This is a genomic window from Pseudomonas sp. zfem002 (assembly GCF_032621685.1).
In the GTDB taxonomy this organism is placed as follows: domain Bacteria; phylum Pseudomonadota; class Gammaproteobacteria; order Pseudomonadales; family Pseudomonadaceae; genus Aquipseudomonas; species Aquipseudomonas japonica.
This window is the reverse complement of the sequence record NZ_JAVYJH010000012.1, coordinates 28,213-43,424: the sequence shown is the minus strand read 5'-3', so window position 1 is coordinate 43,424 and position 15,212 is coordinate 28,213. Positions and strand designations below refer to the sequence as shown.

The window sequence follows — 15,212 nt, the reverse complement described above, 5'->3', positions numbered from 1 at the left end:
TGACGGCCCGCTTCAGGCGTCAGATGAAGTGTGTCGACACCCGGCCGACGCCACTGATCTGCGCCGTGAAACTGTCTCCACGGTTGACCGGGACCATCGGACCGAGCGCGCCGCTGAGGACGATATCGCCCGCCTTGAGAGGCGTCCCCGCCCTGGCCATGACCCGGGCAAGCCAGACGACCGCATTGAGCGGGTGACCCAGGCACTCTGCCCCCGAGCCGGTGGATACCGTTTCGCCGTTGCGTGTCAGGCTCATCCTGCCGTCGAGCAGATCCAGGTTGCCAAGCTGTCGGACCGGGCCACCCAGCACGAAGCAGCCGCAGGAAGCGTTGTCCGCCACGGTATCGGTAAAGCGGATATTCCAGTGTTCGATACGACTGTCGACGACTTCCAGCGCCGGTATGACCCAGCGGATGGCCTCGAATACATCGCCGTGCGTGGTATCGGCATGCGGAAGGTCACGCCCCAGTTGAAAGGCAATCTCAGCCTCGATCTTGGGCTGGATGAAACGTGCGAGGTCCAGGGGCTCGTTGTCGCCGTAACACATATCGGCGAACAGCGTACCGAAGTCGGGGCGATCGACACCCAGTTGGCGCTGGACAGCGGGGTTGGTCAGGCCGATCTTGCGGCCGATGATACGCCGCCCGGCGGCAACGCCCTTTTCAACGTTGATTTGTTGAATGCGGTAGGCGGCCTCACTGTCTCCGTCGCTCAGTCGACTACGAATCGGCGCGATTGGCCGACCGCTTTCCTGAGCCTGCATAAGGCTGTTGGCCAGGTCATTCAGGTCTGTCACGTTCTTGTACCTTGTGGTTTTCGAGGGGCCTGCAAACACATCCCGGGCGCAGCAGGCTGATGGCGACTTTTTTCAAAGTCGGCAACGCACCGGGGCTTGTTCAGAGGTCCCCTTCTTGCAAATGGAAGTTGTTTTAAACCTGTTGCTGATGCCGGCTGATGTCAGGGGCGTGCTCAAGGCACCCGGCATCGGCGACGGTCAGAACAGCCAGGCGATACCGACCATCGGACCGGTGAGCGTCATGTCCGGCTCAGCATCCAGGTCCTGTTCGAAACGCCGGTAGGACACCATGGCGCCCAGATGTGGCGTGAGCATGGTTTTCAGGCCGACGCGAACTTCCCTGGCGCTGCTGTGCTTCAACTCGAAGACACCGAGATCGCCGAAGACAACCAGCGGGAACTTATCGGCAAGCAAGGTCACCAGGTAATCGCCGCCGACGTGAACACCCACGCCGAAGTCGCTGCCATCGGCAGGCAGGTTTTGAAACTTCAACTTCTGGCTGAAGCGCTCGACACCGACGAAAGCCTGCCCCCGCTGAAAGCGCTTGCGTGCCCCAACCCCCAGGCGCAGTTCTTCGGCCTCCACGCGCTCTTTGACGCCAGGCGCAAGTTTCAGGTCGAAGCGGGGTTCCTCGTACTGGAAATAAGCGTACAGCCAGTCCTTGCCCAACTCTCCGACCAGGCCACGCGCATGGCCTTCGCCATCGGGTGCGGCCCCTGCATTGTTCACATTCGCATCCGTGTAATAGGCACCTAGCATGCCGGTTAGCGGCGCTTGTTCTGCAGCGGCTGCCTGCCCGAAAAGTCCTGCCAGCAAGAAAACAGAAAGAAATTTTGTCATTGTTATGCCTTTCTTTATTTAGGTTGAGGGTGCAGTGCTTTATTTCCGGGCCAGCAGATCCAGTGTCACGTCGACGATCATGTCTTCCTGACCGCCGACCATGCGCCGCTTGCCAAGCTCGACGAGGATGTCGAGTGTCTTGAGGCCGTATTTGGCCGCCGCCACTTCGGCGTGGCGCAGGAAGCTCGAATAGACCCCGGCATAACCCAGCGCCAGCGTTTCGCGGTCGACCCGCACCGGCCGATCCTGCAGCGGGCGGACCAGATCGTCAGCCGCGTCCAGCAAGCGATACAGGTCCGTGCCGTGGTTCCAGCCCATGCGCTCGGCAGCGGCAATAAACACTTCCAGCGGCGCATTGCCGGCACCGGCGCCCATGCCCGCGAGGCTCGCATCGACGCGATCGCAGCCCTCTTCCACCGCCACGATGGAGTTGGCCACGCCCAGGCTCAGGTTGTGGTGGGCGTGCATGCCGGTCTGCGTATGCGGGTCAAGCACCGCCTTGAAGGCACGCATGCGCTCACGGATGTCGGTCATGTTCATCGCGCCGCCGGAGTCGGCCATGTAGATGCACTGCGCGCCGTAGCGCTCCATCAGCTTGCCCTGGGCCGCCAACTGCTCGGCCGGGATCATGTGGCTCATCATCAGGAAGCCCACCGTGTCCATACCCAGTTCGCGGGCATATTCGATGTGCTGTCTGGAGACGTCGGCCTCGGTGCAGTGCGTGGCCACCCGTACCGAGCGGGCACCGGCGTCGTAGGCCTGCTTGAGGTCGTGGACGGTGCCGATGCCGGGTATCAGCAATACGCTGATACGCGCATGTTCGATGACGTCGGCAGCGGCTTCGATCCATTGCAGATCGCTGTGGGCGCCAAAGCCGTAGTTGAAGCTGGAACCCTGCAGGCCGTCACCGTGGGTCACTTCGATGGCATCCACTCGCGCCTTGTCCAGCGCGCGGGCGATGTCCTGCACGTTCTGGATCGAGTACTGGTGGCGAATCGCGTGGCTGCCGTCACGCAGGGTGACATCGGAAATGTAGAGCTTCTTGCCGGGATCAAAGGTCATGATCGGTTCCCCTGCCGTTGATCATCGACAGTGCCATGCGCTCGGCGGTGGCCAGCGCTGCCGAGGTCATGATGTCGAGGTTGCCGGCATAGGCCGGGAGGTAATGGGCGGCACCTTCGACTTCGAGGAACACCGAGGTCTTCAGGCCCGAGAATTGGCCGTGCCCGGGGATGTTCAGCGGTGCGTTGTCCGGGATCACGTCGAACTGCACCTTCTGCTTCAAGCGATAGCCCGGCACGTAGGCCTGCACCGCAGCGGCCATTGCTTCGATGGACGCTTCGACCTTTGCCTGATCGACCGCTTCGGACAGCACGAACACGGTGTCGCGCATCATCAGCGGCGGCTCGGCCGGATTCATGATGATGATCGCCTTGCCTCTGGCCGCCCCGCCGATCACTTCGATGGCCCTGGAGGTGGTTTCGGTGAACTCGTCGATATTGGCCCGGGTGCCCGGGCCCGCCGATCGACTGGCGATCGACGCGATGATTTCGGCGTAATGCACCTTGGCCACGCGGGATACGGCGGCGACCATCGGGATGGTCGCCTGGCCACCGCAGGTCACCATGTTGACGTTCAGCTGATTCAGGTTCTGCTCCAGATTGACCACCGGCACGCAGTACGGGCCGATGGCGGCCGGGGTCAGGTCGATCAGGCGGATGCCCGGTTTGATCGAACGCAGAAAAGCATCGTTGCGGACATGGGCGCCGGCGCTGGTGGCATCGAAGACGAAATCGATGTCGGCAAATTCCGCCATGCGGGTCAGGCCTTCCACGCCGTCGTGGGTCGTGGCCACGCCCATGCGTGCGGCCCTCGCCAGACCATCGGAGGCCGGGTCGATCCCGACCATCACCGCCATGTGAAGGTGCTGCGAATTGCGCATGACCTTGATCATCAGGTCGGTGCCGATGTTGCCGGACCCGACGATGGCCACGTTGAGTTTTCTATTCATCGTTTATCTCTCTTGATCGAGAAACGCTTGCCTGGGGCGCGTACGAGTGCGATACCCCGGTGTTTTCCGGGGCCTCGCCGTCACGCGCGTCAGTGCCCCTTGATGAAGGTGGTCACCAGATCGTTGAATTCCTCTGCGTGCTCGATCATTGCCCAGTGCCCGCAGCGATTGAGCAGGACCAGACGGGAATCGGGCACATGGGCGGTGAGCAGCAGCGAGGTTTCGTAGGACACCACACGGTCGTCACGACCGTGGATGAACAGCGAGGGAACCTTGATGTCACGCAGTTTGCCCAGGTCTACCCACTTGGGCAGAGGCGCGCCCTTGGGCAGCCCTTCGACGTAGTTCCTGAGGTGTTCCGGGCGTGCGAGGGCGGCATCGGAGCGCGCTTTGCACAGTTGCGGCGTGGCGAAGCGGGCCTTGTCGAAGCACATGATCTCGACCAGCGATTTCATGTTTTCCGGGCTGGGCTCGCGGTAGGCATCGATCAGCACCTTGAGTCCTTCCGAGGGACCGTCGCCCGCCCCGAACAGCGTCGGAAGCTTGCCCACTGGAGGCCCCATGGTGACCAAATGGCTGATGCGCTCCGGATGCTCGGTGGCCAGCCGCAGCGAGGTCTGGCCGCCCATGGAGTTGCCGACGAAGGCCGCTTTTTCGATACCGAGGGCATCCATGAACTGAATGGCGGCACTGACATGGTCGAGCTGATCGACCGTCGCCGCATCCGACTCGCCCCAACCGGGCATGTCGACGGCGTAGACGTGGAAATGCTCGGCCAGCGCAGCGATATTGGCCGAGAAGTTGCTCCAGCCGGTGGCTCCAGGGCCGCTGCCATGCAGCAGGATGACCGGGTGCCCTGCTCCCAGTTCGTAGTAGCGCAGGTTCCAGTCCCGGGTGCGAATGCTGCGTGCGAGATCTTGCTGGGTGAACGAGGTGGACATGATGGCAATCCTTATGGTTTGAGAGGCGTGGCGGCGCTCAACAGCGCGGAAACGACTTCCGGCGGTCGGTGGCCCCAGCTGTGCAGCCTGTCGAGGGTTTTCACCTCCCAGGTGGCATCGTCGACCCGCAGGCCGCCCCACCCGTATTCGAGGCTGAACCCCGAGGGCGTGAGCACGTAGAAGCTGAGCATCTGGTCGTTGGGATGCTGGCCCAGGGTCATTTCGATCGGTTGACGGGCATCCAGGCAGCGATCGTAGGCAGTACCGACATCGCAGTAGTCGCTGACCTCGACCATGATGTGGTGGATGTTCTTCGCCAGCGGTATCTCACCCAGGGCCAGGCTGTGATGACGCTCATTGCAGCGCATGAAGATCAGGTCGGCGAAGATGCCGGGCGCCACCTCTTCGATGATGATGTCGCTGGTCCTGAAGCCCAGCAGCTGCTCGTAGAACGCCAGGTAGGTTGCGCGGGAAACACCATGAGCCGCGAGCACTTCGTGACCGGCGCCGCCGGCGCCGGTCACGAACCGGCCCTTGAGACGGGTAGACGCGAAGGGGGTGTCGGCATCCGCGAAGCCGGTGACCAACTCCACCCGGTTGCCCATCGGGTCTCGGGTATGGAACAAGCGCTTTACCTTGCGCCGCCTCAGCAGCGCCGGGTCGCCTTGCGTCACATCGAATCCGGCGTCGCGCAACTGCGCCACCAGTTGATCGAGCGCAGCATCGCTTGCCACTTCGAATCCACTGGCCACCAGGTCTTCGGCAGCGCCAGCCTGGATCATCCAGCGATAGGCCTTGTGGTCCATGCGCAATGCGAGGCTGTCGTCAGCACGCTCGGCGAGCTGCATGCCGAGCAACTCCGTCGCGAAATGTTCCCATGCGTCGAGGTCGCCGGCTTCGAAGACCACGTAGGCCAGTTCTTTGATATGCGCCATGTCAGGGGGCCTTGAGAGTGTTGTTATGTTCAGGCGATCTCGGGCACAGCAAGGCCGTGCGCGTCGTCGGCAGCGACGAATTTGTCCGGGCGAACGGCAATCACCTTGGCGCCGTAACGGGCCATCCAGGGCAGGATCACCTGATCCAGGTCCACCAGCTCATGGGGAGCCTGGGTGTACTGGTCTTTCGAGCGGATCGGAATGTAGCGAGCGCCCAGGGCATCCCAGCCGCGCTTTTCATCGGCGCTCAGTACGCTGAGGGGATCCACATCCGCGCCGAGCAGGACAAAACCTGGAGGAATCAGGCAGTCCGCTCGGGCAACGCGACCGACGTTGTCACCCATGACCGGCTGCGGCAGCATGCGGCCAATGATGCTGGTGCTGCCGCGCTCGCCGCGCAGCCAGCCCGCCTCCAGCACCGGCGGTGCAACCAGTGGCGATTCATGCAGCGCGACCTGGCCTTCGGGTACCCGGTTGATGGCCTGGATTTCTTCCGGCGAGGCTTCCTGCTTGATGACTCGACCCAGGGCGACGGCCAGGTTGGTGAAGAACGTCACATTGGGGCGGCGCTCGGTTTCATAGGTATCCAGCCACGCTTCAGGCAGATCGCCCTTGATGACCGCGGCCATCTTCCAGCCGAGGTTATGCCCATCGCGCATGCCACTTTGCATGCCGGCGCCCGCCCATGGCGGCATCAGGTGGGCAGCATCGCCGGCCAGGAAAATCCGGCCACGGCGCCAGGTTTCAGCCATCCGGACATGGTGCTTGTAGAAGGCGTGCTGATGGATCTCCACATCCGCCTCTGTAACATTCAAGGCCTGCAGCAAGGGCCACACTTCTTTCGCGGTGGGGTAATCGGCGGGGGTTTCACCGGCACGAAGCGGGATCTCCCAGCGGTGATTGCCAGCCGACAGGGCGATGTCCACCACGGGGCGGTCCCGGTCTGACCAGAACGTGAGAAAGTCCCGATCCGGCCACCAGCGTTTCACCCGGCAGTCGATCACCACCCAGGTCACGTCATTGGTATCCCCATCGAGCTGGATATCCAGCAGGCCGCGGCAAACGCTGGAACCGCCATCGGCGGCAATGGCGTAGCGGGCGCGTGTAGTCTTTTCCTCACCGGTCTCGACATGACGGCTGGTAATGGTGACGCCATCGGCGTCCTGGTCGATGCCAACCACCTCGAAGCCAAAGTTGACCTGCAATTGCTGAGCGTATTCATCGGCACAGCGGCGCAGCTCTGCTTCCATGACGGGCTGATAGATGTTGTAGAAGCGCGGCTTGGTGTTTCGGGTCCCCAGGGTGCTGGGCGGATGCATGATCCGCATGATTTCCTCGCCGGCATAGGTTTGCCAGCGCAAGCCCCGCTGGGCTTCGATGACGCTTTCGATGCGATCGTCGATCCCCAGCTCCTGGAAAATACGCATGGTCCAGTCGTTGACCGTTACCGCCCGGGCGCGGGGGTAGATCGATTGTTCGCGCTCGAAAGCGACTACGTTCACACCATGCCTGGCAAGTGTGAGGGCACTGACAATACCGGTGGGACCGTAGCCGATGATGGCTACATCGGTGTCGTACCGGGTGGAAGCGTCTTGTTGAAGCATGTCATCACTCCGTCGGCGGCTTTGCTTTGTTTTTGTACCGATCGTTCGGTATATAAATACTAGACATGATTTTTCCGGGATTGCAACACCCGGCAGACGGGCGTGCCGATGCAACACGGCAGCTGTCCAATCGCGCGCGGAAAGGTAAAATTCGGAGTGATCACCACAAATTCCCGACCAGATCGGGAACGCTGCTGTCGATGGAGGGGCTGGCGAGTCGCCCCGGTCTTTAAAATTTTCTTTGGCGATACGCTATCGCCAGGTGGAGGCATGTCGACCAATGAGGTCAGAGAAGATCGTTCGTACGAATAACCGCCGAGGACAACGCTCACGCGAGGAAATCCTGGATGTCGCCTCTCGACTCATGGCGCAACAGGGCTATGCAGCTACTTCCCTTTCGACGCTAAGCAGTGAGACAGGGCTTCCCAAGAGCGCTATCTACCATCATTTCGAATCCAAGGCAGGACTGCTTTCCGCCGTCATGCTGCACAATGCCGAGCGCTTCTTCGCTGCGCTGGCCGAGGCCTATGCTCATCCGCCAGGCAGTGGCACAGCGCATGAACGACTGAGCTGGCATCTGAAGCGCACCGGTGAAGTCTTCATGGCTCACCCGGATTTCCTTCGCCTGCATCTGATTCTGATCATGAGCGCCGAAGCGAAGGAGGCCGAAGTCGATGCGCTGATTGCCCAGGTGCGCCTGGAGGGTCGCGCCCACATGCACAGCATGATTTCCTCATCCTTCGCCGCGTACGGCGAGGAGGTCGCTCAGGTCATCGCCGACAAGCTCACGTACTTTGCCATTGCCGGTTTCGATGGCGCCTTCGTGGCCATGCAGGCAGACCCGCAGCGTCATCTTGCAGCGCAAATGCCGCAGCTCGCGCAAGCCATGGTTGTCTTGGGCGAGATCTATGCCGCCGAACTTCGTGGAGAGGCCTGAACATCTTCCGTCCTGATGCCCTGTTGAAAGGCTGGCTCGGCACGAATAGTTGATGCTCGCGACGGCTGCGGGGCACCTTGTTGAGTGAATCACCCGTAGTTCAACATCGACTGCGTTGTGCCATCTGCACTTTTCGCTTGGCCGCGGACGGTCAACGGTTCTGATCAATCGCTACAAATTCACGACGAGTGTCATGACCCATGAGAGTTATTCGCAGCAAGGAATTCACCGCCACTCGCGCCTGGGGCGCGGACGACATAGCCAACATGGACGGCACCACCGTTCGACTGCACTGGACCGACCAGCCGTACAAATGGCATGTCAATGATGGCGAGGAGGTATTCGCCGTCCTCGACGGCATCGTCGATATGCACTATCGCGAGTCCGGCATTGAACACCTGGTGACATTGACGGTTGGCGACGTGTTTTTCGCGGGAGTTGGCTGCGAGCACGTCGCACATCCTCGCGGAGAAGCGCGGATTCTGGTCATCGAACGTGAGGGCAGCGTTTAGGTTGCCTGGATGGCCTGAATAACGGTCATTTCCAGGCAACCAGACGCTGACACTGCTCAGAACACGAGTGATTCCCTGCCTCGATCATTCTTCAGGGCCGCAATATGGACATACCGCCTCGCTTCATCATTCATGAGTCATCGCACTGGGTGTTGAACCAGCGCATTGACAGTGCGTTGCCTGGCTATCTGATACTCAGCGCAAAGCAGATGACCAACTCGTTGGCCGCGCTGTCGGAGCAAGCGCTCGCAGAGTTGGGCCTGCTACAGGCAAGAACCCAACAGGCCATCGAAACGCACCTGCATCCACACCGTCTGTACATCAGCCGTTTTGGTCATGATGCCGGGCACTCCATCCATTTCCACTTCATCCCGATCTACCCCTGGATCGAGACCCTGTTCTGGCAAGACGACAGATACAGGTCGCTCCAGGCTTTTGGCTCGATCGACAATAGCGTGCCTCAAACGGACGGTGCAGAACTGACCCTCTTTGTATGGCGAGAGTTTTGCGAGCGGCCTGATCCACCGGCGGTACAGGGCCCCTCCATCAACCAGACCATTGACTTGATGCGCACGGTGTTTGCGAGCTCAGCGTCTCGCTGAACATCCACAGCACAGTGCGGCTGCCTGGCTCGAAAACAGCCCCTCGGCCCAGGCCGCCCCATCAATCCCCCTGATGATCACTATCGAACCGCCCGTCTGTCGGCCGCCCAACCCCGACTCCTATAATCGCCCCCCGTTTTTCCCATCCCCTCGCCTGCTCCAGGCGCCCTCCTTGGAACCCAAGACCATGCCAAGCCCCAGCCAGGCTTCTCGAAGCCTCGACGACCCGAACCAACGCAGCCTCACCCAACAATGGCTCGCCATCCTCTCCGTAGCCATCGGCGCCTTCGCCCTGGTCACCAGTGAATTCCTCCCGGTCGGCGTGCTCAACGATGTCGCCGCCGATCTCGGTATCAGCGCCGGCCAGGCCGGCCTGATGGTCACCCTGCCCGGCATCATGGCCGCCCTCGCCGCGCCGCTGCTCTCGGTGGGCATCGGTGCCCTCGACCGGCGCTACCTGCTGGTCGGCCTGACCCTGATCATGATCATCGCCAACGCCGTGGTGGCCTTCGCCAGCGACTTCAGCCTGCTGCTGTTCGGCCGCGTGCTGCTGGGCATCAGCATCGGCGGCTTCTGGGCGACGGCGATTGCCCTCAGCGGACGCCTGGCGCCCAAGGGCGTCGGCGTGGCGCAGGCCACGTCGATCATCATGGTCGGGGTGACCCTCGCCACCGTGCTCGGCGTACCCGTCGGCACCTGGCTGAGCGGCCTGATGGGCTGGCGCATGACCTTCCTCGCCACCGCACTGGTGGGCGTGCCGGTGCTGCTGGCGCAGATCTTCCTGCTGCCACGGCTCAACCCGGAAAAGGCCATTCGCGTCAGCGACCTGCCGGCGCTGTTCGTCAATCCGCAAGCGCGGATCGGCCTGATCGCGGTGTTGCTGATCGGCCTGGCGCACTTCGCCGCGTATACCTATGTCGCACCGTTCTTCAAGGAAAGGGCCGGCTTCGACGGTCCGACCATCGGTTCGTTGCTGCTGCTCTACGGCATGGCCGGGGTCGCCGGGAACATCTTCGCCGGCTTCGCCGCCAACCGCAGCGTGCGCCACACCCTGCTGCTGGTGGCGCTGCTGATCGGCATCAGCACCTTCCTGTTCCCCTACTTCGCCACCAGCCTGACCGGCGCGGCGCTGCTGATCGCACTGTGGGGCTTCGCCTTCGGGGCGTTCCCGGCCTGCGCCAGCATCTGGATGTTCGTGGTGGCGCCCAAGGATGTCGAACGCGGCATGCCGCTGTTCGTCGCAATGTTCCAGGTGATCATCGCGCTGGGCTCGTTCTTCGGCGGGCGCATCGTCGACCAGCTCGGCAGCCCGGTGCTGATGAGCCTGGCCACGGCCCTGGTGGGCTGCGGCTTCGTGACGGTGCTGCTACTGGGGCGCAAGGTCAGCAACCGGTTGGCCGTGCAACCCTGCTGAGCCCTGATCCAGCCTGGCGCGAAGCGATCTTCGCGCCAGGCTGGATCAGGCCGGAACGCCGCTGTGGAAGCGCAATTCCTCGTCCGCGGAAAGAATCAGTTCGACCTCGACTTCGCGCACCTTGTCCACGGTGCGCTGGACATCCTCGGCATCGCCGTACTGCAGGGCCAGCTTCAGGTAGCCCTGGTAGTGCCGCGCCTCGCTCTTGAGCAGGCCGTGGTAGAACTTGCCCAGTTCCTCGTCCAGGTGCGGCACCAGCGCGGCGAAACGCTCGCAGCTGCGTGCCTCGATGAAGGCGCCGATCACCAGGGTGTCGACCAGCTTGGCCGGTTCATGGGCGCGGGCCACGCGGCGCAGGCCCGAGGCGTAGCGACCGGCGGACACCGGCCGCAGCGGGATCCTGCGACGCTTCATCAGGCGCAGCACCTGCTCGTGATGGACCAGTTCCTCGCGGGCCAGACGCGACATCATGTTGATCAGGTCGATGTGCGTGTTGTACTTGGCGATCAGGCTCAGGGCGGTGCTGGCAGCCTTGAACTCGCAGTTCTTGTGGTCGATCAGCAGGGTTTCCTGGTCGGCCAGCGCCGCGTGCACCCAGGCATCGGGGGTACGGCAACCGAGGAAGGCATCGATTTCGGGGATGAGTTGCATGGATTCACGAACGGCATGAGGCGACAGGGGCGGCGATTATACCGGCGTCGGCGGCGATCACCAGTGACTATGCTTTGATATGCATCAAGCCACATCGCCCGGACCGCCGACTATAGTCAGGCATTGCTCGCCATTTCCCCAAGGGAGTTCACGCTCATGCAAGCCGTCCGCAGCATTCTGGTGGTCCTCGATCCCGACCACGCCCACAGCCGCGCCCTGACCCGGGCCAAACTCATCGCCGGCGCCACCGGCGCGCGCCTGCACCTGCTGATGTGCGACCGCAAGCACGACCACAGCGCCCTGCTCAGCCTGCTGACCAGCCAGTTGCACGACGATGGCTACGACAACGTCACCTTCGAGCAGGCCTGGCACGACACCCTGCACGAGTCGATCATCGATGTGCAGCAGGCCGAGGGCTGCGACCTGGTGATCAAGGAACACCGTCCGGACAATCCGCTGAAGAAGGCCCTGCTCACCCCTTCCGACTGGAAGCTGCTGCGCCTGTGCCCGGCCGCGGTGCTGATGGTCAAGACCGAGCGGCCGTGGGCCGGCGGGGTGATCCTCGCCGCGGTGGACGTCGGCAACCATGACCAGGACCACCGCGTCCTGCACGGCGACATCATCGACCACGGCTACGCCATCGCCGGCCTGGCCAAGGGCGACCTGCACGTGATCAGTGCCCATCCGTCGCCGATGCTCTCGGCAGCGGATCCGGTGTACCAGTTGAAGGAAACCATCGAGCAGCGCTATCGCGAGGAGTGCGCGGCGTTCCAGGCCGAGTTCGATATCAGCGACGAGCGCCTGCATGTCGCCGAAGGGCCGGCGGATGTGCTGATCCCCTACACCGCCAGCAAGCTGGACGCCGTGGTGACGGTGATCGGCACCGTGGCGCGCAGCGGGATCACCGGGGCGCTGATCGGCAATACCGCGGAGGTGGTGCTGGATTCGCTGGAAAGCGACGTGCTGGTGCTGAAGACCGCGGCGGTGGCGTCGCAGTTGAACGAGCTGGCGCAAGGCTGAACGCTCGCGCTGGCCGGGCAGTCCCGGCCAGCGCGAGTGGCGGATCAGCGACGCGCGGCAATCGCGCTCGCGCCATGGGCAATGCTGTCAGCGTTCCGCATCGCGACCTGGGTCCGCAGCAACGGCCGGGTTTCGAACTCGTTGCGTGCCTGCCGGGGGGTCATGAACTGGAATTTCTGCTGGTGGGTGTAGGTCATGAGGGTGTCGTCCACCTGCTGCACCGCAAAGCCGTCAAGCTCGGCAATCTCATTGAACAGGCCCGCGGTATCCGTAATGTCGCTGGTCGCCAGCACACCCCGGTTGACGATCTTGTCCGAGTCGTGCCGTGGATCGTCCTCCGCCAAATAGAAGAAATCCCGCGTTCCTGGCCCCTTCACATTGACCTTCGATATGTCGCGCAGATGGGAGAACTCGTGGATGAGCGTCACGGCCCGGTCCTGCAGTGACGTCCCACTGTCGAAGAAGGCGGTATCGACCAGCACCTTGCCGTCCGCATCGTCGCTGTTGACCGCGGCATATTGCTCCGGATCGGGCGACAGGATGCGCTGGAATTTCTCGTAGCCAGGGGTGGGTGAGCGGTAGATCACCATCAGGTGCGCGATCCTGTCCCAGGTGAGTACCACGTTCCAGGTCTGCATGCCGTGGGCGGGGCCGAACCAGGTCCGCATTTCATCGGCGGGCAGCGGCTCCGGCTGGGTTGCCTTGAGCATGATGCCGCTGGCCTCGTCCAGTGCTTCGAGCACCTGGTGTCGCTCCTGGGAGGGAAAGCGGGTCAGACCGGTGGTCAGGATGGCGTAGGGGGGCGTGGCGGGTCGCTTGCCAGTGGCGTGCGGCGAGCGCTGCATCAGGCCGTCGCTGTCGAAGAAACTCACCGGGTTGTTGCCGACCATGACGTACGCATTGAGTCCGTCCGCGGTGCCCGCCGGATCCGCGCTCGACCAGCGCCCGACCCAAGGCTGGTAATAACGCTGGCCGAAATAGTAGAGGCCGCTGGCATCGCGTTCCTTGCCCGAATAGCGCAGCGTCTTGTAATCCGCCTCCACGGCGTTGCGCGCCGTCCAGATCGCCGTGCCGCCGTACGGGTAATACTCCTCGCGACTGATGATGGCACCCTGGCCATCCAGCTCCAGCCCGCAACTGCCGGTCAGCGTGGTGTAGCTGTAGCGCAGCAGGTCGTTGTCGATGTCCTGCGGCTTGCCTTCTGTCCAGTGCAGGACGCGGGCCGCGTCCACCCGAATGACCTGCAGCTGCTCGCCCGGCACATCGCCGCTGCTGGAGCTGCGCAGTTCCAGGCCGGGCAGATAGAGCACCCGCTGCGTGCGGTTGGCGTGCCGGGTGAATTTCAGCACCCGCTGGCTATCGGCGTCGTAGCGATAGTGCTCGTGATCCGTCGTGCGGCCTTCCTGCGTGGCCAACACGACGCTGCGCAGCTGCGCCCGGGGCGTCCACTGCAGCGCCTGGCCCGGCTGCAGGCTGCGCTGGCCGCCAGCGGCCGAGAACAGCGCATCCACTTCCTCTGGCGTGGCGGCGAGGCTGCTGAGCACGGCGCGGCAACTGCGTTCGCTGACGGTGATATCGACGGTGTGACCGCTGGCCGCAGCAGGTGCGCTGTGACGGATCTGCGTGAGGTTGGCGCCGCTGTCGTAGTGGTAGCTGCGGGTATAGCGGGTATAGGTCGCGTCATCCAGCGCAACCGGGCCCGAAACCTGACGCCCATCCTGACAGCGAACACTGGCCATTTCCCGGCCCGTGGCCTGAATCAGGCGATAGAGGCTGTCATAGCGGTAGGTGCTCTCCGGTAGCACCTCCTGGTTGCGCCAGAAACGCCGGCTTTCGGCCAGGTTGTCGATGCGCGTGACGTTGCCGACCGGATCGTACTCGTAGCGCAGATCCTGCAACAGCGCGGCGCCCAGCGGATGTCCGGCGGGACGCTCGACGCGGATCGCGGTCAGACGCCGGGTCTGCGCCTCATATGCCTGGCTGACCTGCACGCCATTGCCATGAACCTCGTGCAACAGGCCGCCAACGGCATCGTAGGTGCGGGCATCGGCGATCGTTCGTTCGGCGCCATCCTTCAGGGTCAGCCAGCGGCCCTTGACCTGGCCGGCCACGTCATAGGCAATGCGCTGGCAATGACCAGCCGCATCCGTCGAAGTGAGCGGCGCACCGCTGGCATCGGTGCGGCTCAGACTCGTATGGGATGGGCTGTCCGGGCGCGGAAAGGCCTCCGGGTCCTGCCAGTCGACCTCGGTCTCGACATCATCGGCGGCATCGAGCAGGAAGCGGGTCAGCGACAGCGGCACGCCAGTGAGTGCCACCTGGTCGGTCACCCGCAGGCCCGCCGGATCGTAGTGCCTGACACAACGCCCGGCGAGATTCAGCGCCTGCTCCGCGGGGGTGGCGCCAGCGTAGACAAAGCACTCGGTGATTCGCGCATCCTGACCAACGGCCTGCTCGCTCAGGCGCAGCGGGCGCCCCGGCAATTGCGCGTCCTCGTAGACCCAGCAGCGGGTGACGATCTCGGCCTGGTCCTCGCTGTCATCGGCGAGCAGGCGAATATGATCGAAACGCACCGCCGGCCGACGGGCGGCATCGTTGAGGACCAGGGCGACACCGGCATCGGCGCTGCGGGTACACAGTACCTGGCCGGCCAGGTCGGTGTGCTGGCGCAGGTTGCACAGGCCCGACTCGTGCAGCCGCGGATCGGCGCTTTGCACCAGAAAGCCGCGGGCGTCCCATCGATGCCGGGTGATCAGGCTGCTGGCCTGGAGATCGTCGGGATGACGCAGGTAGGCGACTTCGCGCACCACCAGGCCACGCCCATCGAAGGCCTGGATATCCGGCGTATGGCGGTGCACGGCGGCCGCGGCAGTGTTCATCGTCAGTCTCCCTGAAGCTGAAACCACTGCTGATCTGTTTCGCCAATGACCGAATCGTTTCCTTGAGCAT

General features: G+C 63.2%; 14 protein-coding genes. 5 read left to right on the top strand and 9 right to left on the bottom strand.

The annotated features are described in order from the left end of the window. Window positions 1–19: 19 nt before the first annotated feature. The 7 genes from mhpD to RTI28_RS15175 form a co-directional block, all read right to left on the bottom strand. Window positions 20–796 (bottom strand): 2-keto-4-pentenoate hydratase, encoded by a 777-nt coding sequence (gene mhpD, locus RTI28_RS15205; RefSeq protein ID WP_316921197.1) that lies wholly within the window; start codon window positions 794–796, stop codon window positions 20–22. Between the two features lie 198 nt (window positions 797–994). Next, entirely contained in the window at window positions 995–1,636 is a 642-nt protein-coding gene (locus RTI28_RS15200) for a hypothetical protein (RefSeq protein ID WP_316921196.1), read from the bottom strand. Window positions 1,637–1,675: 39 nt separating this feature from the next. Continuing rightward, window positions 1,676–2,698: a 4-hydroxy-2-oxovalerate aldolase gene (dmpG, locus tag RTI28_RS15195; RefSeq protein WP_316921195.1), complete on the bottom strand. Its 1,023-nt coding sequence runs from the start codon at window positions 2,696–2,698 to the stop codon at window positions 1,676–1,678. Then, the gene (locus tag RTI28_RS15190) at window positions 2,688–3,647 is read right to left on the bottom strand and encodes an acetaldehyde dehydrogenase (acetylating) (protein WP_316921194.1); all 960 of its coding nucleotides are present in this window, start codon (window positions 3,645–3,647) and stop codon (window positions 2,688–2,690) included. The genes dmpG and RTI28_RS15190 overlap by 11 nt, the downstream gene beginning before the upstream one ends. Before the next feature lie 89 nt (window positions 3,648–3,736). Further along, window positions 3,737–4,588: an alpha/beta hydrolase gene (locus RTI28_RS15185; RefSeq protein WP_316921193.1), complete on the bottom strand. Its 852-nt coding sequence runs from the start codon at window positions 4,586–4,588 to the stop codon at window positions 3,737–3,739. Between the two features lie 11 nt (window positions 4,589–4,599). Continuing rightward, the gene (locus RTI28_RS15180) at window positions 4,600–5,523 is read right to left on the bottom strand and encodes a VOC family protein (protein WP_316921192.1); all 924 of its coding nucleotides are present in this window, start codon (window positions 5,521–5,523) and stop codon (window positions 4,600–4,602) included. 29 nt (window positions 5,524–5,552) lie between these two features. Beyond that, complete coding sequence (locus RTI28_RS15175) at window positions 5,553–7,127, bottom strand: FAD-dependent monooxygenase (protein WP_316921191.1); 1,575 nt, start codon at window positions 7,125–7,127, stop codon at window positions 5,553–5,555. A 280-nt stretch (window positions 7,128–7,407) separates the two neighbouring features. Between RTI28_RS15175 and RTI28_RS15170 the strand changes: the two genes are divergently transcribed. The 4 genes from RTI28_RS15170 to RTI28_RS15155 all read left to right on the top strand — a co-directional run bounded on the left by RTI28_RS15170 (window position 7,408) and on the right by RTI28_RS15155 (window position 10,592). Then, on the top strand, window positions 7,408–8,064 hold the full coding sequence (locus tag RTI28_RS15170) for a helix-turn-helix domain-containing protein (protein ID WP_316921190.1): 657 nt from the start codon (window positions 7,408–7,410) through the stop codon (window positions 8,062–8,064). A 200-nt stretch (window positions 8,065–8,264) separates the two neighbouring features. Next, on the top strand, window positions 8,265–8,576 hold the full coding sequence (locus RTI28_RS15165; protein ID WP_316921189.1) for a cupin: 312 nt from the start codon (window positions 8,265–8,267) through the stop codon (window positions 8,574–8,576). A 104-nt stretch (window positions 8,577–8,680) separates the two neighbouring features. Next, window positions 8,681–9,178, top strand: a complete 498-nt coding sequence (locus RTI28_RS15160) for an HIT family protein (protein WP_316921188.1) — start codon at window positions 8,681–8,683, stop codon at window positions 9,176–9,178. 187 nt (window positions 9,179–9,365) lie between these two features. After that, a complete protein-coding gene (locus RTI28_RS15155; RefSeq protein WP_316921187.1) occupies window positions 9,366–10,592 on the top strand; it encodes an MFS transporter in 1,227 nt (408 codons plus the stop codon). Between the two features lie 45 nt (window positions 10,593–10,637). Here RTI28_RS15155 and RTI28_RS15150 read toward each other — a convergent pair whose 3' ends face one another. Then, window positions 10,638–11,243, bottom strand: coding sequence for a tRNA-(ms[2]io[6]A)-hydroxylase (locus RTI28_RS15150; RefSeq protein WP_316921186.1), 606 nt, complete (start codon window positions 11,241–11,243; stop codon window positions 10,638–10,640). Between the two features lie 156 nt (window positions 11,244–11,399). Here RTI28_RS15150 and RTI28_RS15145 point away from each other — a divergent pair, with 156 nt between their 5' ends. Then, window positions 11,400–12,263, top strand: a complete 864-nt coding sequence (locus RTI28_RS15145; RefSeq protein ID WP_316921185.1) for a universal stress protein — start codon at window positions 11,400–11,402, stop codon at window positions 12,261–12,263. Window positions 12,264–12,307: 44 nt separating this feature from the next. Here RTI28_RS15145 and RTI28_RS15140 read toward each other — a convergent pair whose 3' ends face one another. Further along, window positions 12,308–15,142, bottom strand: coding sequence for an RHS repeat-associated core domain-containing protein (locus tag RTI28_RS15140; protein ID WP_316921184.1), 2,835 nt, complete (start codon window positions 15,140–15,142; stop codon window positions 12,308–12,310). Window positions 15,143–15,212: the final 70 nt, after the last annotated feature.

What these genes read in the sequence shown, in the direction of transcription:
- RTI28_RS15140 (WP_316921184.1), bottom strand. Translation starts at nt 15,142, where the DNA reads ATGAACACTGCCGCGGCCGCCGTGCACCGCCATACGCCGGATATCCAG.
- RTI28_RS15200 (WP_316921196.1), bottom strand. Translation starts at nt 1,636, where the DNA reads ATGACAAAATTTCTTTCTGTTTTCTTGCTGGCAGGACTTTTCGGGCAG.
- RTI28_RS15155 (WP_316921187.1), top strand. Translation starts at nt 9,366, where the DNA reads ATGCCAAGCCCCAGCCAGGCTTCTCGAAGCCTCGACGACCCGAACCAA.
- RTI28_RS15180 (WP_316921192.1), bottom strand. Translation starts at nt 5,523, where the DNA reads ATGGCGCATATCAAAGAACTGGCCTACGTGGTCTTCGAAGCCGGCGAC.
- RTI28_RS15170 (WP_316921190.1), top strand. Translation starts at nt 7,408, where the DNA reads ATGAGGTCAGAGAAGATCGTTCGTACGAATAACCGCCGAGGACAACGC.
- RTI28_RS15190 (WP_316921194.1), bottom strand. Translation starts at nt 3,647, where the DNA reads ATGAATAGAAAACTCAACGTGGCCATCGTCGGGTCCGGCAACATCGGC.
- RTI28_RS15165 (WP_316921189.1), top strand. Translation starts at nt 8,265, where the DNA reads ATGAGAGTTATTCGCAGCAAGGAATTCACCGCCACTCGCGCCTGGGGC.
- dmpG (WP_316921195.1), bottom strand. Translation starts at nt 2,698, where the DNA reads ATGACCTTTGATCCCGGCAAGAAGCTCTACATTTCCGATGTCACCCTG.
- RTI28_RS15185 (WP_316921193.1), bottom strand. Translation starts at nt 4,588, where the DNA reads ATGTCCACCTCGTTCACCCAGCAAGATCTCGCACGCAGCATTCGCACC.
- RTI28_RS15175 (WP_316921191.1), bottom strand. Translation starts at nt 7,127, where the DNA reads ATGCTTCAACAAGACGCTTCCACCCGGTACGACACCGATGTAGCCATC.
- RTI28_RS15145 (WP_316921185.1), top strand. Translation starts at nt 11,400, where the DNA reads ATGCAAGCCGTCCGCAGCATTCTGGTGGTCCTCGATCCCGACCACGCC.
- RTI28_RS15160 (WP_316921188.1), top strand. Translation starts at nt 8,681, where the DNA reads ATGGACATACCGCCTCGCTTCATCATTCATGAGTCATCGCACTGGGTG.
- RTI28_RS15150 (WP_316921186.1), bottom strand. Translation starts at nt 11,243, where the DNA reads ATGCAACTCATCCCCGAAATCGATGCCTTCCTCGGTTGCCGTACCCCC.